Below are 25856 nucleotides of genomic sequence, written 5' to 3' on the forward strand. Positions count from 1 at the left end.
AGATTACACCAATCAGTTTTTATGCATTTAATTGTGAAGATGGTGCTATTGGTAAGCTGTTAAAAATCTCAATTAAGGCTGATGGCATGAATAAAAAAAATTCAATTTATAAATCTATTTATAGTCTGTGGCGCCACCTTTCCGCAAGACGAAGGAAAGATTTTATTCTGCTGCTATTTGTCATGATCGCATCTTCATTTTCGGAGATTATTGGAATCGGGGCGCTCATCCCATTTTTGACTATCTTAGCAAGACCTGAGACATTCTTCGATAATAGTTTAATTCAACACACCCTTAATTTTTTAGGGATTTATAGTTCAGATGATCTTATTGTTCCCCTTTCAGTTTTTTTTGGGGTTGTAATTATTGCTGCCGCCTCTATGAGACTTCTGTTTCTTTGGGTTGGCGCTAAATTTTCATTTGCAGTGGGTGCAGATTTAAGTATTAATATGTATCGGCGAACTCTTTATCAAGATTATCTAACTCACTGCAGTCGAAATAGTAGCGAAGTAATTGGAGGCATTTTATCTAAAGTAAATATTGTAATTTATGGCATCGTTACTCCAATTATCTCAATTATTGGCGCTAGCATTATGCTATTGGCATTGATAATTGCATTAGTTTACGTAGACCCTAATATTGCATTGATATCAATTGGAGGATTCTTGTGCATTTATGGACTCATTTTTTTAAGCGTACGAAAAAAACTTTTCAATAACGGCAAAAGAATTAATGATGCATCTGACGACCTAATCAAGTCAATCCAGGAAAGCTTAGGTGGAATACGGGATATATTGCTGGATGGAAGTCAAGAGCTCTATTGCAACGAGTATCAAAAAAATGACTTAGCTTTGCGTAAAGCTCAGAGAGATAATTTAATTATTAGTTCAGCACCGCGATACTTAGTTGAATATATCGGAATTGTTTTATTTGCTTTTTTAGCACTATGGTTAACCGTCCAAAAAGGGGATATATTAATTGCAATACCCTTATTAGGCGCTCTTGCTATGATTGCGCAACGTAGCTTGCCTCAAATGCAACAGCTGTATAGTGGATTAGCTAGTTTGCGCAGTAGCCATGAATCCTTGGACGATGTAATATTTTTGCTAGATCAAAAATTGCCGACTCATATCGATGGAATGGGTAAGGGATTGATTCCGTTTAATAGAGAGATAGTTTTTGATCAAATCTCTTTTCGATATGGACTCAATACCCCCTTGATTTTATTCAATACCAATTTAAAAATCAGCAAGGGATCTTGGGTGGGGGTTGTTGGTTCAACTGGTTCCGGTAAAAGCACTTTGGTTGATATTTTGATGGGCCTTCTTTCTCAAACAAGTGGGCGCCTATTGATTGATGGCGAGTGCTTAACAAGCTCAAACTGTCTTGATTGGCAAAAGCGAATCGCTCACGTGCCGCAAGCCATTTTTCTTAAAGATGCAACTATCTTAGAAAATATTGCATTTGGCATTCCTAAGAATGAAATTGACATCCCAAGGTGTATTTCTGCTGCTAAGCAAGCTCAACTATCTGAGACAATTAAGGATTGGTCGGACGGGTATGCGACGCTAGTTGGAGAACGGGGAGTCTCTCTATCTGGTGGACAGCGGCAGCGGGTTGGTATTGCAAGAGCACTTTATAAGAATGCGGATATTATTATCTTAGATGAAGCTACCAGTGCGTTGGACGCAGAAACAGAGACAAATGTAATGGATTCAATTGCTCAATTGGATAAGGGGGTAACTCTTATCATTATTGCTCATCGAACCTATACATTAAAAAAATGCAACCAAATAATTAGAGTGAATAAAGGGGGTAGCATTGAGTCCCTTGGTTCATATCGTGAATTAGTTGATCTAGGTATAAATTAAATAGTTGTTTGCTTATATTGCTACTAAATGAAAATAATACCTTACGCCCGTCAAGATGTGAATGACCAGGATGTGTCTGCTGTTATTGAGGTATTGAGGTCAGATTATCTGACCCAGGGACCACTTGTAGAGAGATTTGAAAATTCAGTCAAATCTTTTTGCCACGCTAAAGCGGCGATAGCGGTAAATAGTGCAACTAGCGCGCTACATATCTCTTGCCTTGCTATGGGGGTTAAGTCGGGCGACATTGTATGGACGTCTCCTATTAGTTTTGTGGCAAGCTCGAATTGCGCTTTATATTGTGGCGCTTCAGTTGATTTTATTGATATCGATCCTCTGACTTACAATATCAGCGCAATGGCGTTAGAAGAAAAGTTAATTTCCTCAGCGCTTCAAAATAAATTGCCAAAAGTAGTAATTGCTGTTCATTTTAGTGGCCAGCCATGTGATATGGAGACTATTTTTTCTCTAAGTCAAAAATATGGGTTTAAGATTATTGAGGATGCATCGCATGCTATTGGAGCGCAATACAAAAACCTAGCAGTTGGATCGGGTCAATATAGCGACATCACAATATTTAGCTTTCATCCCGTAAAAATCATTACTTCTGGTGAGGGGGGTATGATCCTTACTAACAATTTAGAGCTATCTAAAAAGTGCCAACTTTTACGCAGCCATGGGATAGAAAGTATTTCTGGGGAGTTGAATCTCCATCCTTCTAAAGAGATATGGAATTATCAGCAAATTGATTTGGGTTTCAATTATAGGATGACTGATATTCAAGCCGCTTTAGGCCTAAGTCAGATGACTCGCTTGAGTGATTTTATTGCGAAGCGCCGTACCTTGGCTGCACGTTACGATATTTTGCTTGCAAATTTTCCCATAACAACACCATGGCAGCATCCTGATGGCTTATCAGCTTATCATTTGTACGTGATTCGCTTGCATACTGATAAGCTAAAAAAGGGACAGCATCAAATATATGATGAGCTTCGGGACTTAGGTATTTTGGTTAATCTCCATTACATTCCAATATACCTTCATCCCTATTATGTAAAGATGGGTTTCAAGAGGGGTTATTGCCCTGAGGCTGAGCAATACTTTTCTCAGGCTCTGAGTTTGCCTCTATTTTCAGGTCTTAATGCTGAAGATCAGGAATTGGTTGTTGCTAGCCTCAAGCAGGTATTGCAATGAATATCGCCATTATTCCTGCGCGCGGTGGAAGCAAAAGAATTCCAAGGAAAAACATTAAAGATTTTTTTGGGCGGCCCATGATTGCCTATGCAATAGAAGCCGCAAGAAAATCTATTTTATTCGATCGTATTATTGTTTCTACAGATGACGAAGAGATTGCTGAAATTGCAGTTAAGTATGGCGCGGATGCGCCCTTTAGAAGATCAGCTCAGTTATCCGATGATTTTGTTCCAACTGTTCCAGTTGTAGCTGATGCAATTAATCAATGTGAAGTCTTAGGCTGGAAAATTGAAAATGCATGCTGTATATACCCAGCAGTTCCATTTTTAAGACCTACCGATCTGGTTCAAAGCTTCAATTTATGGATTAAAAGCGGAAAACATTACTGCTTTCCAATCTTGGAGTTTCCGGCTGCCCCACAGCGTGCACTTAAAATTTCTGCAGACAAAGGGCTTTCACCTTTTTATCCGGACTTTGAGTTAACGAGAACACAGGATCTAGAGGCGGCATATTTTGATGCTGGCCAATTTTATTGGGGCTCGACAGTCTCATGGAAGAGTATTATAAATTTGCACAGTAATGCTAGTGGATATTTGATGCCAAGCTCAAGCCTAGTAGATATTGATACTCCAGAAGATTGGACTCGGGCTGAATTAATTTATCAAGTATTGGAAAGAGGATAAAAAAGGAAGATTATGTTTAAAACTGAACAGGAGGAATTTTGGGCCGGAGAATTTGGTAGGGAATATATTGAGCGCAACCAAGATGAGGCTTACCTCCTCTCAAATATTAATTTCTTTTCAAAAGCCCTTGCAAAGGTCGGGGAATTTAAAGATATGATCGAATTTGGGCCAAATATTGGAATGAATATGAGGGCAATCCAAAAGATATTTCCTGGAGATAATGCACGCTTTAATGCTGTTGAAATCAATTCCCAGGCAGTGCAGCAGTTAAAAGAGCACTTTCCATCGGAAAATATTTATGAAAAATCAATACTAGACTGGGTTCCACAAAAAACTTGGGACTTGGTTTTGATTAAAGGAGTGTTAATTCATATCAACCCAGATCATCTTGCAGATGTATATATGAAATTAGTTCAAGCAACCGCCAAATATCTATTAATTGCTGAGTACTATAATCCTACTCCAGTCGAGGTTAAATATCATGATCAGCATGATAGACTCTTTAAGAGAGATTTTGCTGGAGAGTTAATGGATTCTTTTGAAAACATGAATTTAGTTGATTATGGCTTTGTTTATCGGCGAGATCCACAGTTTCCTCAGGACGATATTACATGGTTTTTACTTGAAAAAACTAAATGTAATTAGAAACTTTTAATAAGAGGCTAATTAAAGTTTTTCGAGTGAAAGTTTTTTGAAAACTTATAAGTCGTTATGTAATTATAAAAAATAATATGGTATGTGACCGATGACCGCAAAAGATTGTCAGATTGTCTTGGTAATTATTGCCCATAGAGATGATGAGACTATTGGTCTCGCAGGGGTGATTGCAAGGCATATTGAGTGTGGTGATTTTGTGTATGCCATGTCAATGACTGACGGTGTTGGAGCTAGAGGTTCAAATATTAGTGAGGTTCGATTGCGGGAGCAGGCCTCTTTGAAAGTAGCTAATGCCCTTGGATTTTCTTGGTTAGATGGGGGGTCATTCCCTGACAATGCCATCGATACTGTGCCGTTATTGGAGATTGTCAAAGTTATTGAAGCAATAAAAATTAAGATAAATCCAACAATTATTTATACACATAGCTCGGCCGATTTAAATATCGATCATAGAATTGTTGGTCAGGCAACATTAACAGCATTTCGCCCTCAGCCAGATGAACGCTGGCAAGAAATTCGATTATTTGAGGTTTCTTCTGCAACAGACTATGGGCACAGGTCTGTAACAGGAATTTTTAATCCAAATCTGTATATTAATATTGAAAATGTTTGGAATAAAAAACTACTTGCCTTGAATATTTATAATAGTGAGATGAGAAGTAGTCCTCATTCTAGATCGTATGATGGAATCGAAAATCTAGCAAAATACAGGGGGAGTCAGGTTGGCCTCAATTTCGCAGAGGCTTTCGAAGTGATTAGAAAGATAGAGCGATGACTAAGTACATAATCGCATCTTCAAAAGATTGGTTTGCAAAGTATCCAAAATCCGATGAATTTAAAGATTTAAATTTCTTGAATATCGATAAAAAAGAAGGGTTAAATTTAGATTTTCTTGAAAGTATCAATCCTAGGTATATATTCTTTCCACATTGGAGTTGGAGGGTTCCCCAAGAGATTTATGAGCGCTTTGAATGCGTTGCATTCCATACTGCACCATTGCCATATGGAAGGGGCGGTAGCCCTATACAAAATTTATTACTTCGCGGCATTACCACTTCTCCAGTTTGTGCATTAAGAATGACGGACGTTCTTGATGGAGGAGCCATTTATAATTCTTTAGAAGTTTCTCTCGATGGAACAATTCAGGAAATTTTTTTAAGAATTGCCGGTTGTGTTGAAAGGTTGATTCTATATATTTGTAACAATAATCCTATTCCAATCGAGCAGTCGGGCGAGGTTGTTCTGTTTAATAGATTATCAATTGCCGATAATGAACTATTAGGTAGTTACTCGGTAAAAGAGATTTACGATAGAGTAAGGATGGTGGATGGTCTTGATTATCCGAGGGCTTATCTATATCTTGGAAGACATAGACTTGAGTTCTCGGAAGCTAAATTTTCAAATAATGATTTGATAATGAAGGTAAAAATAGTCCATGAAAATTAACTTCCTTTCAGTTGAGAATTTCCAAATTAAATGGATTCGGGAAAATTAAGTGGCTTATAAAGTAACTTTCTTATTGGACAAAAATAATAACTGGATTGAATCCTATATTTCTAATTTATGCACTGAAATATCACCCCATAAATATGAGGTTGCAATCACACATAACCATGACTTAGTAGAACATCAAGATATTGTTTTTATACTGGGCTATACAAGAGTTCTCAATGCAGAATTTCTTGCTAAAAATAGATTTAATCTAGTTGTGCATGAAAGTGATTTGCCGAGGGGAAAGGGGTTTTCTCCCGTTCAATGGCAAATATTAGAGGGCTCAAATTCCATACCCATTTGTCTTTTTGAGGCAACAAGTGAACTTGATTCAGGCGACATAGTTTTAATGGATAAATTTGAACTGACAGGCTATGAGCTGTATGATGAGATTCGAGAAAAACAGGCTAGTGCTACAACAAAATTAATTACTAAGTTTTTATTTGAGTACCCAATTTTTTCTAGACTTAAACAAGTTGGACAACAGACTTTTTATTCTAGGAGGTCATTGATAGATGGTAAGTTGGATATTAACAAAAATATCAAGGAGCAGTTTAATTTACTTAGGGTTGCAAACAATGAGAATTGGCCGTCCTTTTTTATTATTGATGGTAAAAAATATTTTTTAAAGATATATGCTGAGTGAGTACAAGATGAATTCTTCTTCGACCTACCCATACTCATTTATAAAAGTAAAAAAAACCATTGAGCACATTGATGCTCTTTATGAACTGCTAAAAAAACGAGTTCACAATATAAGCCATAACTCCCTGCCAACTTATAATGATCATAAAAATTTTGTTAAAAACAGCCCGTATAGGGTATGGTACTTAATTAAAGTTCATGATGGTTATATCGGATCTTTATACCTACTAAATGATAATTGCGTTGGAATTTTCGTAGACCCTAACTATGATCATGCTATTGAATATGCCATCAGTTGGGCATTAATGAGTCACAAGCCACTACCTGAAATTAAGTCAATTAGATCATCTAATTTCCATATTAACGTATCACCTAGTAACGATAGACTTAAAAAAGCCATTCAGAACATTGGCGGCACTAAAATTCAAACCACGTTTTCTTTGACCATAAGATGATGGATTGTCGGGATATTCTATTGAAAGAAATTTATGTTCAAAATTGAAGGTAATGAAATAGGCGACAATGCAGCCCCTTATGTAATTGCGGAGCTTTCTGGTAATCATAATGGATCTATAGAGCGTGCAAAGCTTCTGATAAAAACTGCAAAAGATTGTGGGGTTCACGCAATCAAGATACAAACCTATACACCTGATACCATGACTATAGATTGCAGCAATGAGGACTTTATAGTCCGTGGGGGGTTATGGAACGGCTATAAGCTATATGACCTGTATTCTGAGGCGCACACTCCTTACGAATGGCATGATGAGCTTTTTAGCTACGCGAGGCAGTTGGGAATAACTCTATTTTCAACGCCATTTGATGAGAGCGCTGTGGATCTTCTGGATAAGATTGGGGTGCCAGCTTATAAGATTGCCTCATTCGAATTTACAGATTTGCCGCTGATACGCTACGTTGCAAAAAAAGGCAAGCCATTGCTAATGTCTACTGGAATGGCTACTCAAGATGAAATTTCTGAGACGCTCGAGGCCGCGAGGAGTGGTGGTTGTAATAATTTGCTGTTATTTCATTGTGTTAGTAGTTATCCCGCACCAATAGAGCAGGCAAATATTAAGCAAATCTTAAATTTGAAAAAAATATTTGGCGTTTCCGTCGGCTTATCCGATCATACAATAGGAAATGCGGCGGCAATTTCAGCTGTCGCCTTAGGTGCTTGTGCAATAGAAAAACACTTTACTCTAAGTAGGAGTCACAAGGGACCTGATAGTGATTTTTCAATGGAGCCTGATGATTTAAGGGCATTGGTGCGCGATACTCGTGATGCATGGGCCTCTCTGGGGTGCGAGGGATTTGAAAGGCCAAGCTCTGAGGTTGGGAGCAAGGTATTTAAAAGATCAATATATTTTGTATCAGATCTTAAGGCTGGCGATAGGATTGGGGTAGGTGATATAAGGCGAATTCGTCCCGGATTTGGTCTTCCCCCTAAATATTTTGAGGAGCTAGTCGGAAAGACTTTGGTTAAAAATGTAAATCGCGGTCAGCCAGTTACTTGGGACTTGTTGAGTGAGCTTTAATTTGTGATTTATTTTCTAAATTTAATACTGAATGTTACAAAAGATTTTTTATATTGATCTGTTCTGCCGATGTACTAAAGACTTTAATAATTGCGGGGTTGGATTAGATTGGTCCCTAGAGAGGATATTTGCACAGTAAAAAATCGTGTCTGAATTCCATTCGTTTGCAATGGTGTTGGCACCAGAAGTTGTTTGTCAAGTTTATTCATCCTTGCCACATTGGGGCAACAAGTCGATCCCATACGATTTCAGTGGATCAACTATATCTTATGAATTATAAAATTATAATGATTATGAAGTGTGGAGGCATTATAATGCCACATTACAGGGTAATATTAAACTTAACTTATTTCAAAGAGAGGGTCGATTATTAATACATCCTTTTTGGAAATATTCTGCTTTAGGGCTTCTGATCTATTTACCAATTCAATAGGGGTACCTTTAAGTAAAAAATACTTTCTAAAACCTAGATTATAGATCGGCTGTATGCATATACAAAAAATCTTCATGAATATTAAATTTATAAAATCTAAATTAATAATTCGTTGGCTTATTGGGTATATTAAAGAAATATTTTTTTTTATTGCATTACTGAAAATTAAAAAAATTTTAAAAATAAAACCAATTTTAGAAAGCTATACAGTTAAAGTATTTTTACCGCTCATTGAATGCAATCACTACCAATTTAAGCATCTACTTTATTTAATGAAGGCCTTGGAGCTAAGGGGAGCGCAAATAAAAGTATTAATATGTGATGGCATGCTGACAGGTTGCGAAATAAAATCCATAAGAAACGTAGAAAATAAAAACCCTTGCCATACATGTAAGTTTAATAGAAAACATTTTTTACCAATGTTTAAATATGATTATATAAATTTGAGCGAGTTGATTGATGATAAGGATTTAAGTGAGATTGATGCGGAGACAAATGAAATAATGTCTCACTGGGATGGCAATCTTAATATAGATGATATGGGCATCAAAAGAGACGTTGAAGATTCGGTTTTAAGATACTACTATGGAGCCATACCCGAGAAAAATTCTGCGGTTAAGCAGGTGTGGTTCGCACACACAAGAACTGCTTTAGTTGCAAAAAAAGCTGCCCAAAAAATTGATGCAACATGGTGTCCCGATCAAGTTATATCAAACATGGCTGTTTATAGTGCTTGGGGACCTTTTTTTCGACACTTCAAGAGTTCAAACAGATTTAAGCTAATATCACTAACCCAATTTGATTTTAATTCTATTGTGATCAACATTTTTGAACTATTTCCAGCAAAAAAAAGATTTTTGGAATATTTAACAGAGAGAAGGGGTGTGCCGCTATCTGGGAAAGAGTGTGAATTGCTATACCAGTTTATTAATAACCGTAAAGATGGGGCATCTGAAATATTTAAAAAGGATAATTATTTTCTAAATAATGATTATCAAACTAACCTAATTAAAAAACTAAAAATAAATAAAATAAATAGAAATTTATTTATCTTTTCTAATGTTCATTGGGATGTGGGATTATCCAGTCGTGGAAATTTATTTAATGGAGTTATTGACTGGGTGTTGTCCACTATAGAAATTGTAAAAAATGAAACTAATACCCATATATATATTAAGCCACACCCAGCAGAGGCGTACGGTGGTACAGCTTCGGCTTTTGGGGTTGCCGATGCAATTAAGAAAAAATATCCTGAAGGTTTAAAAAACATCACATTGATAGATCCATCAATGAAAATTAATACCTATGAATTATTTCCTTATATCGACCTTGGGATTATTTTTAATGGTACATTGGGTCTGGAGATGGCATTGGATGATATTGAGGTTGTATCGGCTGGACTAACTTCTCACCAAGATCTTGGCTTTTGTCATGAGCCGAATACTCTAAAAGAGTATTCGGAGATACTTAAAGGCAATGGCGAACCATTGCATATTAATCGAGAGCAGTTAAAGCTATTTTCTTTCTTCTATTTTTTACGATGTTTATATCCATGGACTCTTACAAAAACTGTGTACGGTGATATCAACGGAGCTATACAATTTAAAACTTTGGATGAAATTGAACCTGGTCGTGATCGAAAATTGGACTATTTATGTGATTATTTGCTTGGGAAGAGTGCGGCCAATCTAGAGTCTTGGCCTGCTTAATTTTTTAATAAAGTACTGACAATCGAATTGCGAAAAATAAATTATGATTCTAAAAAAAATTCTCAGGAGATGCTCTCTTTTTTTTAATAAGGGGCTATCTATAGCTATCAAAAATTACCAGTATTTGGATGAAGATAGTAAATATCTTCATATTTTGGAGGCAATAAATTATGTGCGTGTGGCAGGTAATAACGGACAAATTATACCCGCTGTTTATTTTGAGTTTGGCTGCCACTCCGGTAGAACTTTTTCTTCCGCCATAAATGCTTTTAATTGTTTGGGCATGGTTCAGGCTGAAGCGTATGCATTTGACTCATTTGAGGGTTTGCCGCCAACAAGCAGCATTAATGATGGGATTTTTGAAAAGGGCAGCTTCTCTACTGATGTTAAAAATTTTAAAAATATTGTGAGAAAAAATACCGGTAAAATTCTTAATAACTCAAATATTATTAAAGGCTTTTATTCTGAAAGTCTAACTCAAAGCTTGCAATCTAAATTGCCCAAGGCCGGCATTGTTCATATTGATGTAGATTTATATACTTCCACTAAGGAAGTGTTATCTTTTGTGTACCCATTGTTGGTTAGTGGTACTGTCATCCTATTCGACGATTGGTACTGCTTTCCGCCAGATCAGAGCAAAGGTGAGATGGGTGCCTTTAACGAATTTTGCCTTGAAAATCCAAGATTCAAAGTAATTCCATGGAAGGCTTATTCTTCATTCGGCCAATCATTTTTTGTTGTGGCCATTTAACTTCCGCTTTTTTCTAATTAAAATAACTAAACCCCAACAAATCTAAATGCTAGATCAGTCAAGATCGACAATACCCGTATATTCGCCAATGATTGGTGATAATGAGTCTAAATATGTAAATGAGTGCCTTAGAACGGGGTGGATATCATCTAAGGGTAGCTTTGTTGCTCAGTTTGAGGAAGATTTTTCTAGCTTCCTAGGGGTAAAAAAATCTACTTCTGTTTCAAATGGAACGGTAGCATTGCATTTAGCGCTAAAAGTTTTGGGAATAGGCCCGGGAGACGAGGTGATAGTTCCAACTTTGACATATATAGCATCAATCAATGCAATCTCTTACGTTGGCGCTACCCCTATTTTTGTAGATTCGGAAAATGACACCTGGAACATTGATCCAAGCTTAATTTCTGAGAAAATTTCTAATAAAACCAAGGCGATATTATTAGTACATTTATATGGCGCTCCATGCAACATGAAGCCTATTATTAAAATCTGTCAAGATAAAAATTTATACCTCATTGAAGATGCGGCGGAGGCATTTGGTACCAGGCAGGATGGTAAATATGTTGGCTCATTTGGAGATATTGCAACTTTCAGTTTTTTTGGCAACAAAACTATAACGACAGGTGAGGGCGGCATGGTCGTCTCTAATCACATCCCCTTAATAGATCGCGCCGCTTTTTTAAAGAACCAAGCTGTTTCCCTCGATAGGGAGTATTGGCACGAAGAGATTGGCTTTAACTACAGAATGACAAATATTTGTGCTGCAATCGGGGTTGCTCAATTGGAGATGGCAAATAAAATAATAGAGAAAAAAATTGAGATTGCATCTTGGTATAGAGCTGAATTAAAGGGCTATCCAATTGAATTTCAAAAAGAAAGAAATGGAGATCAGCACTCATATTGGATGGTGTCAATTTTGGCAAGGAGTCAATCTGAGTGCAATGTCATTAGATCGTATCTTAAGGAGAGTGGCGTTGAAACGCGCCCTGTGTTTAATCTTGCAACATCAATGCCGGTGTTTAGGTCTGATGAATTATTTCCAGTGGCAAAAAAAATTAGCAGTTGCGGTATCAATCTTCCAAGTTTTCCCGCATTAACTAGCGAGCAAGTTAAATATATTTGCACCAAAGTTAAAGCAGCTATAGATTCTCAAGTCTCAGACCCCGCATGACTGGTAAAGAATTAAGCCCAAGAATTTTTGCTTGCCGAGAGGAGATTGTTAGCCGCCTCAAGTCAATTGCGAGTCAAATTGAGATTGATTACTGCGGAACGTCAATAGAAATGGTTTATTCGTCGACGGGCGCTTCGCAATTTGTTGTTGATTTGGCTAGGATGATTAATTTGCCGGTTAATTTACATCAAATACTCTATAGACCATATGTTCCCCCATCTGGCAATGGTGAAGTTCAACTTCTTTTGGATGTCACTCAACCGCTTGAAGGTAAGCATGTAATTTTAGTTGATGGAGTAATTATCAGTGGCAAAACCCCATTTTACGTGATGAGTCTTTTTAAGCAGCGTCAGCCCGCAAGCTTAGAGTTTTGTGTAGTTGGCTCAAAATTAAGTGAGCTCACAGTTGACCTAAATATTAAGTATCAATTGTTCGCATTTGGCGGTGAGTGGATTGAAGGCTATGGAATAGGTTCTGGGCCCAATAAATTAGCAGATTGCTTGCTAGATCTAAATTAGGGCCGAGAGATTATGGTTGAAGAAAGCACTTTCTTTGGGTGTCAGAATCTTAAGGGTATTAGATTGCTATTTTTGGGTCCTTATCCCCCGCCTTATGGAGGTATTGCATCTCACTTAAGGCTTTTAGCGCCATACTTGATGAAGTGCGGCGTCTCAGACTTGGAAGTGATCACATTTGGAAATCAAAATTCTAAAGAGATAATTGATGGTATTTCAATATATAGATACCGATTAAAAGGACAGTTTTGGAGGTTATTCCTACCGACGAACTTTAAATTACTTTTTCATGTTTATAAATCCCTCATTTTTAAAGGATTATCCAGATCACAATTAGTTCAGGAAATGATTAAGGCTGTACTAATTAACAAGGTTGTCAATACAAGGAAAATTAATGTCATTAGTGCTTATTTGGCTAATGCCAATTTGCAACTAATTCCATTGAATTCCTATTGGAATGGGCGCTTAGGAATCATGCTTTCAATATTTGGCGAAATATATGAAGCGCCGGAATTTTTTGATAAACACAAAGAGCTCATTAATGAGCTAATTCAAATTCCAGACTCATTAATGTCGTCTAGTCAATATTGTGCGCAAAGTTTGAGAAAGATTGGGATTACAAGAAATATTGAGCCAGTTTTTTATGGGGTGGAATTAAACTTTAAAGATTCCCCAGAAAAAAGAAAATTACTTAGGAATAAATACTCCCTAACGAGCGATGAGGTAGTAATATTTTTTATGGGGAGGATGCTTGAGGACATGGGGCTTGACGTTGTCGTTAGCACTGCGCCTGAATTGTTATTACACAGTCCAAATAGCCGATTTATTATTGCTGGTGCAACCGGAGATTTAACCGAAAGTGCTTATGCACTCGAGCAGAAGTTTCCAGACAGGGTTGAGGTTATGGAAAATATCTCATACTCTGATCAGCGTGAAATTTATGAATTGGCAGATGTGTTAGTGGCCCCCACCTATAATCAACGCGCTTGTATGGGCGTATCTATAAAGGAGGCCATGGCTGCTTCTCTCCCTGTAATCGCTGGGGCTGGCGGGGGAATTGCAGAAGCGGTTGTTGATGGCGAAACTGGTTATTTAATACCAATTGACAGTGATGGCAAAGTAAATAAACATATTTATATTGAGATGCTAAAAAAATTAATTGACGATGCCAATTTAAGGATTACCCTGGGAAGGTCTGGGAATAGAAGGGCTGTAGAGGTATTTTCAGTTGATCGAACAAATAAAAGAGTTGCGCAGATAATCTACGATGTTAGCTCTAGATTATGAAGAGACACATTGCACTGTACTATGCCTCAATTAATTTTGGGGTAATGCTAAGAGCTATAGTGAGCTTATTAAAAAAAATCACTACAAAAAAGAATGATTTGTACGCGCGATTAATTGACCTACTAGGGGGGCAATTTAAGCGCTACGATTGGTATTGTTTTGGAAATGCTAGAGGGGCCTTGGCTTTTATGCTCAGAACTGCGGGTATTGGCATTGGTGATGAGGTGATTATTTCTGCATATACTTGTTTAGCTGTGCCGACTGCAATTTTATCGACTGGTGCAACCCCAGTATATGTTGATATCAATATCGATAGTCTTAGTATTAATGTGGAAAAAATAAAGGATTCGGTCACGCCAAGCACTAGGGCTATTGTTGTGCAGCACACCCTGGGCAACATCTTTCCAGTCGCAGACTTAAAAAGCCAAAGCTGGTCCAAGGGAATTTTGATCATTGAAGATTGTGCATTATCTATTGGCAGTAGGATAAATGGCAGCTTGATTGGTCTTGAGGGGGATGCTGCAATTTTTTCTATGGAGTTATCAAAAACTCTTTCAACCGGTTGGGGTGGCTTACTTTTAATTTCAAATGCTGCATACGTTGATGTGGCCAAAAATTTGTATTCTCGACTACCATCGCAAAATACCTGGCACTCCTTGTTAGATTTTTTTCAAACAGCTGTATCCGGCATTTCATATCATCCTGCTTTCTTTCAGGCTTTTGGAAAATACGTCATTGGGTTCTTTTATAAGATTGGATTTTTTAGAAATTCAACGTCAATTGAAGAGTTGGCTGGGTTAATTCCAAATGGCTTTGTTTCACGGCTTGGTATAGCGCAGGTGGCATTGGCAGAGATTCAATGGCTTAAATTTAGTCTGATTACCAATGCGTGCGCTAAAAATTTTATAGAAATTGCGAGAGAGGCAAGGAGATTGGGATACAGGACGCATATCTACGAGAGCGATAATCAGTTCTGTGTATCTAACAGGGTATCTCTGATGGTGCAAAATCCAACTCAAATGCTGGAATACTTTAAGCGCCAAAGTATTGATTTGGGGAGATGGTTTGACGGACCGTTATCGCCATTACCAGTAGGATGGCCATTTAATTATGAGCCAGATAAATTCCCTTTTTCTCAAAAAGTTGCAAGGCACATCATTAATATTCCATCGCACTCCCGCTTGAGTATTGTGGACAGAAAAAAAATCATTAAAGTACTCAGGTCTTATACTTCAGAAAATCCTGATTCTATTTCGGTGTACTAACTTGTAAGTCCCCTCCCAGGAAAATTTATGTGTGGAATTGCTGGCGCATTATCTTTTAGCCAATCTGATTTTAGGTTGACCGAAGACTATTTGTTGAGGATGCGAGATTCAATGGCCCATCGTGGACCGGATGGATCGGGGGTGTGGTTAGCAAAAGATAAAAAAATTGGTCTGGCTCATCGAAGATTAGCGATTATAGATTTATCTGAGGCCGCCAATCAGCCAATGAGCAATAGCAATAATACTATTTGGATTGTTTTTAATGGCGAAATCTACAATCATTCTGATATTCGAGCAGAGCTTAATGAGCTAGGTAAATACAAGTGCAAGACGAAATATTCAGATACTGAGGTGATTATTCATGCCTATGAAGAGTGGGGAATTGATTGCGTATCAAAATTTCAAGGAATGTTTTCCATTGCATTGTGGGATTCTTTAAAAAAGGAATTATTTTTAATTAGAGATAGAGTGGGGGTAAAGCCGCTCTATTACAGCATTCATAACCAGAGAGTTGTTTTTGCTTCAGAAATAAAGGCATTGCTTGAGGACTCGCAACAAAAAAGAGAGGTTAATGAGGAGTCATTTTTTCACTACCTCTCCTTTCTGACTGTTCCAGCACCAAACACGCTATTCTCCGGCATCTCTAAATTGCCAGCTGGTAGTTGGATAAAGTTTAATGAGATTGGCGAGTTTGTAGAGCATAGGTATTGGGACGCATTGGATAATGTCTATGACACAAGCGGTTTATCTGAAGATCAAGTGGCTGAAATGCTTTTAGGTGAGCTCAAAAGATCTATAAAGCTCAGGATGGTTGGCGATGTTCCTGTGGGTGTATTTTTGTCGGGTGGGGTTGATTCGAGTGCCAATGCGGTTTTAAATTCTGAGTGCACCCTAGGCCCAATAGATACATTTTCAATTGGATACGAGGGTTCATACAAAAGCTATCAAAATGAGCTGCTATATGCAAAAAAAGTCGCCGTGCAAATTAATGCTCGTTATCATGAGAAATTATTAAGCGCCCAAGACTTGATTGAATTTCTTCCAATTATGGCAAGGCTCCAGGATGAGCCTTTGGCTGACCCTGTTTGTGTACCCGTCTACTATGTTTCTAAATTGGCTAGAGATTCTGGGGTTATAGTATGTCAAGTTGGGGAAGGAGCAGATGAGTTGTTCTGCGGATATCCGCACTGGAAATTCATGCTGTCGTTGCAAAAGTCTCTTGATCTATTACGACCGCTGCTACCTATAAACATCCTGTTAAAATTTTTTAAAGCCTTTGGCAAAGGTGATCGATGGTACTGTGAATATTTAGACAGATTCCGTCGCCAACTGCCTATTTTTTGGGGTGCTGAAGTCTTTAATGATGTTCAAAAAAAGAACCTGCTTTCTAGTCGGATGCTGAGTAAATATGGAGATTTAAATTCCTGGTCTGCCATAGAATCAATTTGGGTTAAATACATAAAGAAAACCCCAAGAGTTGATTCTCTTCAGTGGATGACTTATTTAGATTTAAATTTTCGTTTGCCTGAGCTTTTACTCATGAGAGTGGATAAGATGAGTATGGGCGCCTCAATCGAGGTTAGGGAACCCTTTCTAGATCACAAGTTAATTGAGTTAGCGCTTGGTATACCGCAGGATATTAAGATTAAAAATGGAGTGCTAAAGTCTATATTGAAGAAGTCTCTGAGAGGACTTTTACCAGATGAGATCTTGGATAGAAAAAAACAGGGTTTTGCTGCTCCAATTGATGAATGGATGGGCAATGAACTTGGTGATCTCGCGTGTCTTAAACTTAAAGATTTTTGTATTCAGAGTGACCTATTGAATTGGGAGGAAGTTGAAAAGCTTCTTAATAGCAATAAGCGAGCAAACGCATGGTCTTTACTAAATGTTGCTCAGTGGTGGGAAATTTATATTAAGCCTGGAAAAAATTATGTTAACTAAGTCAAAATCAATTAATAGCGATGTCAAAAAGTACTGGGAGATTACTCCATGTGGAACAGATAAATATATAACTGGTGATATTGACCCCCTTACGATAGATTGGTATGAGAGGGTTGAAAGCTACAGATACTCTATTGAGCCATTTATTCATTCTATAGCCCAGTTCACTAGGTATCGAGGAAAGCGCGTCCTAGAAATTGGTGTTGGTGCGGGGACTGATCATTTACAGTGGGCTAGGGCTAATACAGATCTTTATGGCGTGGATCTAACAGAGGCAGCAATTGAGGTTACAAGGAAGCGTTTGGAGCTTTATGACCTAACTTCAAATCTGCAAAAAATTGATGCTGAGACCCTCCCTTTTCCCGATGGATACTTTGATGCAGTTTATTCTTGGGGCGTTATTCACCACTCTAATGCCCCTGAATTAATAATAGGTGAAATATTTAGAGTTTTAAAAACTGATGGTGAGTTTATTGGGATGCTCTATCAACGGCCATCCCTTACCACTCTTCGAGTCTGGATTAAATTCGCTTTGCTAAAACTCAAACCTTGGAAGTCATTTAAAAACGTGTTGTATAACCATGTTGAGTCAATTGGTACAAAAGCATATACCGTAAGTGAGGTCGAAGGTTTATTTGAAAATTTTATAAATATTTCCATAACGCCACTATTGACGGCTGGAGACACTAATCGACTTCCGCAATGGTTGATATCATGTCTACCAAATTCTATTGGCTGGTTTTTAGGAATTAGAGCCACTAAAAAATCCAAATAACTACTGTGGCTAAATTTATCTTAAGGGTTCGGTTGTGAAGCAAATTTTAATTTCAAAAGGGCAGGCTATCCTGGAGGAGGTGCCAGCACCTCAAGCAGGGCCTGGAGAAATCCTTGTTAAAGTGGATACCTCTTGCTTATCAATAGGCACGGAGATGGGTAGTATTAAATCTAGCGGTATACCCATTTGGCGAAAGGCACTCAATAAACCAGAAAAAGCTGTTGCGACTCTGAAATTAGCAAGTTCTATAGGTGTTGCTAAGACATGGCAATTGATCAAGAGGACTCAAAGTGCGAGTAGCCCAACTGGGTATTCGGCGTCTGGAGTTGTAATGAGTGTGGGGAGAGGTATTTTAGATGTTACCCCTGGTGATAGAGTTGCTTGCGCAGGATCGCGATATGCGTATCATTCTGAATATATAAGAGTTCCAAGAAATCTTTGCGTAACTCTTCCAGATAAGGTGTCTCTAAGGGATGCTTCAACAGTGACACTAGGGGCTATTGCACTGCAAGGAATTAGGCGCTCCCAACCCCAACTTGGTGAAACATTCGTAGTAATTGGCTTGGGAATACTGGGTCAATTAACGGTACAGATATTGAAGGCAAATGGGTGTCGTGTAATAGCGATGGACGTAGATGCTGGAAGGGTAGAGTTAGCAAAAACTTTGGGAGCTAATGTTGGGATATGTGCCCTTGATTCCGAGGGTTTGGAAGAGGTTGCTATTCTAACTGATGGAGTTGGTGCAGATGGTGTAATTATTACGGCCGCTACAGAGTCAGATGATGTAGTTGCCAATGCATTCAAGGTCACTAGGAAAAAGGGGAGGGTTGTACTCGTAGGCGATGTTGGGTTGAATCTTAATCGAGATGATTTCTATAAAAAGGAAATCGATTTTTTAATTTCAACTTCTTATGGCCCTGGACGATACGATGCTAAATATGAGGAATTGGGGCTAGACTACCCGATAGGCTATGTTCGATGGACAGAAAATCGAAATATGGGGGAGTATATAAATCTAATTTCAGAGGGCAGAGTTAATATTACTCCGCTGATTACTAAGATTTATCCGTTTACAGATTCTGAGCATGCATATGCTAATTTGAACCTAGGTAGCCCACAAAAATTGCTGGTTTTACTGGAGTATCCAAAGGAAAGCGATTATTCCACAAGATTGGAGGAGGTTAAATCTCGGAGAAGCCAGACTGTTAGCCCAATTAATGTCGCTCTAATTGGGGCTGGATCATTTGCTAAATCTGCCCATTTGCCAAATTTAAACAAGCTCCCACAAAGGTTTACATTAAAAGCGATAGCGTCAAGGAATGGCCATATAGCTTCTAGTCTGGCAAAAGAGTTTGGCGCTAAGTATTCTTCAACTTCTTATGAGAATATCATTGCCGATGAGGAGGTAGACTCAGTAATTATCTCCACGAGACATAATTTACATGCTGAAATAGTAATTGCAGCACTTAAAAAAGGTAAAAATGTACTAGTCGAAAAACCGCTTGCAATAAATCAGGCTGAACTGGACCAGATTAAGAGTTTTTATGCTGAAGTTTCGCGAGAAGAGAAATTTCCAGTGATGATGACTGGTTACAATAGACGCCACTCAATATATGCAATAAAAATGCAAGAATTTTTGGATGGGCGAAAGAATCCATTCATAATAAATTATAGAATGAATGCGGGATACATTCCTGGGGAAAATTGGGTTCATGGAGATGAGGGCGGTGGCCGAAATCTTGGTGAGGCATGTCATGTATATGATTTATTTTTATTTCTATCAAGATCAAAGATGGTTGAGTGGAGTGCTCATTCAATATCGCCCAAGGGCAGCTTTTATCAAAGAAATGATAATTTCATTGCGACACTGAAATTCGCTGATGGTTCATTAGCTAATTTAATATATACCGCTATGGGCCACCCAGGACTACCTAAGGAGCAGGCTGAGATATATTGTGATGGCAAAGTTGCAGTTTTAAGTGACTACAGATCTTTTAATACATATGGTGGGAAAGACTTCTCATTTAAAACACCTTTGCAAGAAAAAGGGCTAAAAGAGGAGTTGATAGCCTTTGCAGATGCAATTGATGGCGGAATATCCCTATCGGATATTTGTATTCAAATAGAATCAGCGGAAATTGCATTAAATATTGAAAAGGCGATTCTTGGTGGGAATCAAAACTAAAGACACTATCAATATTTTTTTAAGTAGAAATAAACGTCGATGCAGATCCAATTTAAGTAGGTTGGGGGTAAGAATATTTGACGCAATATTTGGAAAATTTTATTTTCTAAATATTGAAAATAATTCAATAAACTTTGTACTTCAAAATCCTATTGACTTTAAGCTTTCAAAAGCGGATTGGGTAGTTGCAAATAAATACTTAAATCACTATTTTGATCTATTGGGCTCCGATTGGGTTCAAGTTTCTTATGGAATGAGTTGTGCGGGTTTTCTTGATGTACGCTACGATCCAGGTCCATTATTTAGTAAATCCTGGTTGGGCAAAGATGGGTTAAAAATTCGTAACATTCGCTCCCATATATCACCAAGATATATTCCGATTGATTGGCAGGTTGATTTTAAGTCTGGTTATCGATGGAGTGAGAACAAATGGTATAGAAATATTAGCTATGAAAAGTTGAAAGGGGTAGACATCAAAGTCCCTTGGGAGCTTTCCCGACTTCAGCATTTACCATTATTGGCCGCCACTTATGCAGATAAACGAGAGGATAAGTGGGCAATTGAAATTATTGATCAGACTTTAGATTGGATCTCAGCAAATCCGCCTAGATATGGCGTTAATTGGGCTTGCACAATGGATGTTTCAATTCGAGTGGTTAATATTCTGATTGCAATCGATATTTTAAGGTCTTCTGGATATAGACCTTCCATCGAAGTAGAAAAAATCCTCACTGCATCCATTTATTCTCATGCAAAGCATATTTCTGCAAACTTGGAGTGGTCGGAGGTAATGCGAGGCAACCACTACCTTGCAAATATAGCTGGATTACTTGTTACTTCAATATACCTTCCCAGTTCTGACGAGACAAATGCATGGATCATGTATTCAACCCAAGAAATCATGATTGAAATGGAAAGACAATTCTTACATGATGGCGGGCATTTTGAGGCGTCTACTTGTTACCATAGTTTTTGCATGGAAATGATTGCAGTGGCTATTTTATTTTCCGAATCCATACCCACTAAGAGACTGGAAATCATTTTTGATAGCGCCGAAGTTAGATTTTGGTCGGGTGCTGGATTAAGAAAAGATACATACATAAAACTCAAGTCAAATTATTATTTATCAGGAAGTATTTTTAGCAACGATTTTCATGATAAATTTTTAAGTGGAATTCATTTTATAGCTGATGTATTAAAGCCAAATGGCCATCTTCCTCAAATAGGTGATAACGATAGCGGAAGATTTATCGGGCTCTTGGGTAGCTATTTTTTGAAGGATTTTGAGGGTATATTAAGCCTTCATAAAAACTTTAATGGAGCATTGGGATGGATCGGTTTATTGTTGCCGATATTGCCAACACGGATTATTGATGCATTTACTTCATCTTATATTGATAAATCCTATGAAATTTTTGGAGCCTCCATTCTTCAAAATTGCCCCAAGAATCGTTACTCAATGGAATGGAATAATCCCCGTTTGAGTTTCATGCCTACATTTGATGGAGATAAGCCCACCTATTTTATTGATCGGTTTATAGAAAGATCGACGCATAAAGTCGCAAGTGAGCTTCTCATCGATGGAGCTGAATTCTTGAATGGGTTAGAGTTATATGCATATCAAGATTTTGGCTTGTATATATTTAAGTCGAAGCGCATATATTTATCTATACGTTGCGGTTATGCGAAGTGGGACTCTAGCGGTTGCCACGCACATGAAGATCAGCTTTCATTGGAGATAATGATAGATGGGAAAAGTATTTCAAGAGATCCCGGTACATATGTTTACACCCCTTCAAGACATCTTAGAAACTTATACCGATCCTCCGCAACTCATGTAGCACCATACACGCAGACCAAGAAAAGTCAGCTTTACTCTGGTGACTCTAATTCACCTCCTTTTTCACCACCTAGACATTATTTTGGTAAATGCATTAAGGTCTCTGAAAAATTTTTTTTTGGAATTTCTTCGGTGGATGGTGGTGAAGTAATGAGGAAAGTTGAGTTGTATGACGATCGATTGGCTGTGACTGATTACTATAGACTAGATGAATCATGGTATGCGCCTAATGAATCACTATTTTCACCGTTTGTGAATATTCCATTTAGCCCTGGTTACGGTCATCAATGAGCATATCTTTATTGATGGCTGTATACAACCCCATTGAATATGATGGTAGAGTAAAACGCTCGGCTAATGCCTTGGCTGAAATCTGTAATATCAAGGTCATATGCCCTGCACAGGATTTCTCTAGCGATTGCTTTAACCCGGATGCATTCGATGTGATGAGAGTTTTATCGCCAAAAATTAAAATTCAAGCATTAAAACAAATTTTTTTTTGGGTAAATTTTATTTTTCAGGCCATAAAATTAAGGCCAAGTATTATCTACGCGCATGATTACTATTTAATTTTTCCAGCATGGTTAGCTGCATTTATGACTAATGCGTATTTGGTGTACGATGCTCATGAATTGATCATACCAAATCAAGGTGAGAGAATATCTAAGCGAGATAACTTCTTTTATTTTCTTGAGAGTAGATTTATTAAATCAGCGGATCTAGTAATAGCAGCAAATCAAGAGCGTGCCAATATTATGGGGGAGCATTATGAATTGAAGAAAATCCCACTTGTAGTTAGAAATATTCCACCAATGCCAAAGCAAACATTAAGTGATAAATTAGTTTTTAGGCTTTATGAAAAGCTAGAACATGAGTATCAAGAAGATATTCATATTATATATATGGGGGATATCAACCTAGACCGTGGAATCGGCGATCTAATTAACTCGCTAAAATATTTGCCTATGAGATATAAGTGCATATTGATTGGTGGTGGGCCAAGTGAGAGTTTAATTAAGTTATCTCATAGTCAGGACATCATTGGTAAGCGCTTGAGATTACTTGGGCCAGTACCACATAATCATATCCCGGATTTATTAAGGCAAGGGGATATTGGATTTTTAAGCTATTCTATGGTCGGTAGGAATAATATATATTGCGCCCCAAATAAGATATATGAATATGCTCAATCTGGGCTTCCGATTATCTCAACTTCGCAGGAGCCAATAGTATCTATTCTAAGAAAATATAAGATTGGAGAGTTGTTACCTATTAAAGATAAAAATACCCCTCTAAAAATTGCTGAATATATCAAAAAAATATCATTTTCTAATGAATATAAACATGCAATTAGAAAATTCTTGCTTGATAATCCCCACAAATCTGAGATGGATAAATTAAAAGATGCAATTAACGGAGTGATAAATTGAGTATTGCAAAAAATATCTCTTTTCCAGAAAAATATTTAAGTAATGAATGGCTAATGAAATTTTTAGTATATTTTTCATTAATAGATATCACTATATTACCTTACTTTAAATATTTTATTGTTCCGTATAGTTTACCCCTTATTGTAGTCTCAAGCCTGATTATAATATTGAAATCTAAGAAAGATTATTATTATTATTTGTTTATAATAATTTTAGTTAGTGTTATTATAAGTTTATTAGCTTCACTAATTATATTTCCGTATAATCAGTATGCAACTAATAATGTTAAAAGAGCCTGCCAATTAATTACAACATTCGCCTATTTTTTCTCAGTAAAATGGATTTCAACTAAATTTAACATTAATTATAGGCTCCCACTTTATTTATATATTTTAATAATTGGAGTTTTAGCGCATCTATTTATCTTGGATCCAATTAGCACCTTGGAAATGATGAGGAATTTTTATGGCCCTCTTGTTACAGAGCAAGAAATTGTATTGGTTCACTATAGGTTTGCTTATCTTTTCTCTGACCCTAATACTTCATCATATTTTTTTCTGATAGCAGTAGCACCTGCTCTTATTGCATTAAAAGATAGACCAACTTGGTTTGTAATTTTATCCGCCCTTGGAATGATGATTATATTTATTGGCCAAAGCCGAGGAGCCATGCTAATTTTTCCAGTGATATTATTATTTACATACTTTTATAATGCTGGCAACTACAGTATTAATTACATTTTTCCAAGAATAGCCCCATTTTTTTTAATAATAGGATCAAGTATTGCTATATTCCTCCTTTATTTTTATCTTAATGCGGATAGTATAGTTTTGAAAAAAGCATATATTAGGCTATTGTCTAGCGATGGATCATACGCAAATGGAGGGCATCGTTTTAGCATATGGCTTCAAGGCATAGATTATTATCTACCTTTGCCATTTGGTCGGGGCTATTCGTTATATATGAATAATGAGTTATATTTTCCTCATTCTGATGTTATTGGTATCCTTTATCGATATGGTTTCATAGCGCTTTTTGCAATAATATTTTTTTTATTCAATAGATTTTCTGCATCTTTCACTTTATTTTTACCGGGATTCATGGCTTTCTTTATTAATTCTTTAGTGGATGAACAAAAAGTTTTTTCATTGTTTTTAATGCTACTTGCTTTTTATCTAAATGAACAAAAAAATAAGATGACTGTTAGCGCATGAAGAAGATTAAAGTCCTTGTTATTTTCGGGACTAGACCAGAGGCCGTTAAAATGGCGCCTCTTTGTATGGCGCTACGTAATGATGTTAGGTTTGAAACAAGGATATGTTTGACGGGGCAGCACCGAGAGATGCTGGATCAGGTCTTGGAAGTTTTTGAACTCAAAGGTGATTATGATTTAAAAGTAATGCGTCAAGGTCAAGATTTGTCGGAGTTAACATCGAATATACTTATTGGCTTAAAACCTATTATGGAAGGTTTTTCACCAGATATTTGCCTGGTCCATGGTGACACAACGACATCAATGGCCGCTTCATTAGCTTCATTCTATGCAAGAATACCAACTGGACACGTAGAAGCTGGCCTAAGAACCAAAGATCTCTTTTCGCCATGGCCAGAAGAGGGAAACAGGCGTGTAAACACTGCACTAAATGCGCTACACTTTGCGCCAACACTGGAGTCTTTTGATAATCTAGTGATTGAGGGTGTTAATCCAAGCTCAATTATATTGACGGGAAATACAGTAATTGATGCACTAAATATTGCTGTAATGAAGTTGCAAAGCAATCCAAGCCTTGTATTGGAGATGGCCAATAAATTTAGTTTCATTAAAAGTAGTCGGAAAATGTTACTGGTTACTGGCCATAGACGAGAAAATATTGGGGAGGGGCTGGATGGTGTGAGCAAAGCTTTATCAATAATAGCCAAAAGATATCCTTGCTTAGATATTGTTTATGCAATGCACATGAATCCTGCAGTTCAAATTTCCGTAAAAAAATATCTTGGCGAGCAGAAAAATGTTCATCTAATTGGCCCTCAAAACTATATGGCATTTATTTATTTGATGCAGAGTTCAACATTAATACTAACAGATTCTGGTGGCATACAAGAGGAGGCGCCTGCATTAGGTAAACCAGTTTTGGTATTTAGAGAGACTACCGAAAGGCCAGAGGCTGTTAGAGCTGGCTGTGCAAAATTGGTTGGACTCAGTGATCAAAATATTTTAAGAGAAGTGGAAAACCTAATTACTAATGAGCAGGAAAGAATACGAATGTCTCAGGTAAGTAATCCGTACGGAGATGGGTTTGCGTCTGCTAAAATACTCGAATCTTTAGTCAAGTATTTTGAAAAAATTCATCATAAGCAAGTCAACAGTAAATATCGAGAAGAGAATTTTTAAAAATAAATATTGAAACATCTTTGAGTGGCTTAAACCAATTTGCAAAAGTATTTAAATACTAAAGCTGTTTTAAAAGAAAATTT

22 protein-coding genes are annotated in these 25856 nt (G+C 37.3%); all 22 read left to right on the plus strand.

Going from position 1 to position 25856, the window contains the following annotated elements; all coding sequences use genetic code 11:
- Window positions 1-86: 86 nt before the first annotated feature.
- The 22 genes from GQ359_RS01505 (at window position 87) to wecB (ending at window position 25773) form a co-directional block, all read left to right on the plus strand.
- A complete protein-coding gene (locus GQ359_RS01505; protein ID WP_215387195.1) occupies window positions 87-1871 on the plus strand; it encodes an ABC transporter ATP-binding protein in 1785 nt (594 codons plus the stop codon).
- A 27-nt stretch (window positions 1872-1898) separates the two neighbouring features.
- Window positions 1899-3065, plus strand: coding sequence for a UDP-4-amino-4,6-dideoxy-N-acetyl-beta-L-altrosamine transaminase (pseC, locus tag GQ359_RS01510; RefSeq protein ID WP_215387196.1), 1167 nt, complete (start codon window positions 1899-1901; stop codon window positions 3063-3065).
- On the plus strand, window positions 3062-3748 hold the full coding sequence (gene pseF, locus GQ359_RS01515) for a pseudaminic acid cytidylyltransferase (protein ID WP_215387197.1): 687 nt from the start codon (window positions 3062-3064) through the stop codon (window positions 3746-3748). The genes pseC and pseF overlap by 4 nt, the downstream gene beginning before the upstream one ends.
- Before the next feature lie 12 nt (window positions 3749-3760).
- Window positions 3761-4393: a pseudaminic acid biosynthesis-associated methylase gene (locus GQ359_RS01520; RefSeq protein ID WP_215387198.1), complete on the plus strand. Its 633-nt coding sequence runs from the start codon at window positions 3761-3763 to the stop codon at window positions 4391-4393.
- 100 nt (window positions 4394-4493) lie between these two features.
- Complete coding sequence (locus tag GQ359_RS01525; protein WP_215387199.1) at window positions 4494-5180, plus strand: PIG-L deacetylase family protein; 687 nt, start codon at window positions 4494-4496, stop codon at window positions 5178-5180.
- Window positions 5177-5851, plus strand: a complete 675-nt coding sequence (locus tag GQ359_RS01530) for a hypothetical protein (RefSeq protein ID WP_215387200.1) — start codon at window positions 5177-5179, stop codon at window positions 5849-5851. Before GQ359_RS01525 ends, GQ359_RS01530 begins: the two co-directional genes overlap by 4 nt.
- A gap of 49 nt (window positions 5852-5900) precedes the next feature.
- Window positions 5901-6542: a formyltransferase family protein gene (locus GQ359_RS01535; RefSeq protein WP_215387201.1), complete on the plus strand. Its 642-nt coding sequence runs from the start codon at window positions 5901-5903 to the stop codon at window positions 6540-6542.
- Between the two features lie 7 nt (window positions 6543-6549).
- Window positions 6550-6996 carry a hypothetical protein gene (locus GQ359_RS01540; RefSeq protein ID WP_215387202.1) on the plus strand — a complete coding sequence of 149 codons (447 nt, stop codon included), beginning with the start codon at window positions 6550-6552 and terminating at the stop codon, window positions 6994-6996.
- A 33-nt stretch (window positions 6997-7029) separates the two neighbouring features.
- Window positions 7030-8076 carry a pseudaminic acid synthase gene (pseI, locus tag GQ359_RS01545; protein ID WP_215387203.1) on the plus strand — a complete coding sequence of 349 codons (1047 nt, stop codon included), beginning with the start codon at window positions 7030-7032 and terminating at the stop codon, window positions 8074-8076.
- Between the two features lie 507 nt (window positions 8077-8583).
- Window positions 8584-10218, plus strand: a complete 1635-nt coding sequence (locus GQ359_RS01550; protein ID WP_215387204.1) for a hypothetical protein — start codon at window positions 8584-8586, stop codon at window positions 10216-10218.
- 43 nt (window positions 10219-10261) lie between these two features.
- Window positions 10262-10969, plus strand: a complete 708-nt coding sequence (locus GQ359_RS01555; RefSeq protein WP_215387205.1) for a TylF/MycF/NovP-related O-methyltransferase — start codon at window positions 10262-10264, stop codon at window positions 10967-10969.
- A gap of 88 nt (window positions 10970-11057) precedes the next feature.
- Complete coding sequence (locus GQ359_RS01560; RefSeq protein WP_251367899.1) at window positions 11058-12140, plus strand: DegT/DnrJ/EryC1/StrS aminotransferase family protein; 1083 nt, start codon at window positions 11058-11060, stop codon at window positions 12138-12140.
- On the plus strand, window positions 12137-12658 hold the full coding sequence (locus GQ359_RS01565; protein WP_215387207.1) for a phosphoribosyltransferase family protein: 522 nt from the start codon (window positions 12137-12139) through the stop codon (window positions 12656-12658). Before GQ359_RS01560 ends, GQ359_RS01565 begins: the two co-directional genes overlap by 4 nt.
- Window positions 12659-12670: 12 nt before the next feature.
- A complete protein-coding gene (locus tag GQ359_RS01570) occupies window positions 12671-13942 on the plus strand; it encodes a glycosyltransferase family 4 protein (RefSeq protein WP_215387208.1) in 1272 nt (423 codons plus the stop codon).
- Between the two features lie 59 nt (window positions 13943-14001).
- A complete protein-coding gene (locus GQ359_RS01575; RefSeq protein ID WP_215387209.1) occupies window positions 14002-15207 on the plus strand; it encodes a DegT/DnrJ/EryC1/StrS family aminotransferase in 1206 nt (401 codons plus the stop codon).
- A 27-nt stretch (window positions 15208-15234) separates the two neighbouring features.
- Window positions 15235-17151, plus strand: coding sequence for an asparagine synthase (glutamine-hydrolyzing) (gene asnB, locus GQ359_RS01580; RefSeq protein WP_215387210.1), 1917 nt, complete (start codon window positions 15235-15237; stop codon window positions 17149-17151).
- The gene (locus GQ359_RS01585; RefSeq protein ID WP_215387211.1) at window positions 17141-17926 is read left to right on the plus strand and encodes a class I SAM-dependent methyltransferase; all 786 of its coding nucleotides are present in this window, start codon (window positions 17141-17143) and stop codon (window positions 17924-17926) included. The genes asnB and GQ359_RS01585 overlap by 11 nt, the downstream gene beginning before the upstream one ends.
- Before the next feature lie 34 nt (window positions 17927-17960).
- A complete protein-coding gene (locus tag GQ359_RS01590; protein ID WP_215387212.1) occupies window positions 17961-20111 on the plus strand; it encodes a bi-domain-containing oxidoreductase in 2151 nt (716 codons plus the stop codon).
- Window positions 20095-22242, plus strand: coding sequence for a heparinase II/III family protein (locus GQ359_RS01595; RefSeq protein ID WP_215387213.1), 2148 nt, complete (start codon window positions 20095-20097; stop codon window positions 22240-22242). The genes GQ359_RS01590 and GQ359_RS01595 overlap by 17 nt, the downstream gene beginning before the upstream one ends.
- Window positions 22239-23381: a glycosyltransferase gene (locus GQ359_RS01600; protein WP_215387214.1), complete on the plus strand. Its 1143-nt coding sequence runs from the start codon at window positions 22239-22241 to the stop codon at window positions 23379-23381. Before GQ359_RS01595 ends, GQ359_RS01600 begins: the two co-directional genes overlap by 4 nt.
- The gene (locus GQ359_RS01605; protein WP_215387215.1) at window positions 23378-24595 is read left to right on the plus strand and encodes an O-antigen ligase family protein; all 1218 of its coding nucleotides are present in this window, start codon (window positions 23378-23380) and stop codon (window positions 24593-24595) included. Before GQ359_RS01600 ends, GQ359_RS01605 begins: the two co-directional genes overlap by 4 nt.
- Window positions 24592-25773 carry a non-hydrolyzing UDP-N-acetylglucosamine 2-epimerase gene (gene wecB / locus GQ359_RS01610; RefSeq protein ID WP_215387216.1) on the plus strand — a complete coding sequence of 394 codons (1182 nt, stop codon included), beginning with the start codon at window positions 24592-24594 and terminating at the stop codon, window positions 25771-25773. The genes GQ359_RS01605 and wecB overlap by 4 nt, the downstream gene beginning before the upstream one ends.
- Window positions 25774-25856: the final 83 nt, after the last annotated feature.

It is taken from the genome of Polynucleobacter sp. AM-7D1, assembly GCF_018688455.1.
Lineage (GTDB): Bacteria > Pseudomonadota > Gammaproteobacteria > Burkholderiales > Burkholderiaceae > Polynucleobacter.

Coding starts and splice junctions, on each gene's coding strand:
- GQ359_RS01525 (WP_215387199.1), top strand. CDS start 4,494: ATGACCGCAAAAGATTGTCAGATTGTCTTGGTAATTATTGCCCATAGA.
- GQ359_RS01560 (WP_251367899.1), top strand. CDS start 11,058: ATGATTGGTGATAATGAGTCTAAATATGTAAATGAGTGCCTTAGAACG.
- GQ359_RS01505 (WP_215387195.1), top strand. CDS start 87: ATGAATAAAAAAAATTCAATTTATAAATCTATTTATAGTCTGTGGCGC.
- GQ359_RS01585 (WP_215387211.1), top strand. CDS start 17,141: ATGTTAACTAAGTCAAAATCAATTAATAGCGATGTCAAAAAGTACTGG.
- GQ359_RS01540 (WP_215387202.1), top strand. CDS start 6,550: ATGAATTCTTCTTCGACCTACCCATACTCATTTATAAAAGTAAAAAAA.
- pseC (WP_215387196.1), top strand. CDS start 1,899: ATGAAAATAATACCTTACGCCCGTCAAGATGTGAATGACCAGGATGTG.
- GQ359_RS01565 (WP_215387207.1), top strand. CDS start 12,137: ATGACTGGTAAAGAATTAAGCCCAAGAATTTTTGCTTGCCGAGAGGAG.
- GQ359_RS01600 (WP_215387214.1), top strand. CDS start 22,239: ATGAGCATATCTTTATTGATGGCTGTATACAACCCCATTGAATATGAT.
- wecB (WP_215387216.1), top strand. CDS start 24,592: ATGAAGAAGATTAAAGTCCTTGTTATTTTCGGGACTAGACCAGAGGCC.
- GQ359_RS01530 (WP_215387200.1), top strand. CDS start 5,177: ATGACTAAGTACATAATCGCATCTTCAAAAGATTGGTTTGCAAAGTAT.
- asnB (WP_215387210.1), top strand. CDS start 15,235: ATGTGTGGAATTGCTGGCGCATTATCTTTTAGCCAATCTGATTTTAGG.
- pseI (WP_215387203.1), top strand. CDS start 7,030: ATGTTCAAAATTGAAGGTAATGAAATAGGCGACAATGCAGCCCCTTAT.
- GQ359_RS01555 (WP_215387205.1), top strand. CDS start 10,262: ATGATTCTAAAAAAAATTCTCAGGAGATGCTCTCTTTTTTTTAATAAG.
- GQ359_RS01520 (WP_215387198.1), top strand. CDS start 3,761: ATGTTTAAAACTGAACAGGAGGAATTTTGGGCCGGAGAATTTGGTAGG.
- pseF (WP_215387197.1), top strand. CDS start 3,062: ATGAATATCGCCATTATTCCTGCGCGCGGTGGAAGCAAAAGAATTCCA.
- GQ359_RS01550 (WP_215387204.1), top strand. CDS start 8,584: ATGAATATTAAATTTATAAAATCTAAATTAATAATTCGTTGGCTTATT.
- GQ359_RS01570 (WP_215387208.1), top strand. CDS start 12,671: ATGGTTGAAGAAAGCACTTTCTTTGGGTGTCAGAATCTTAAGGGTATT.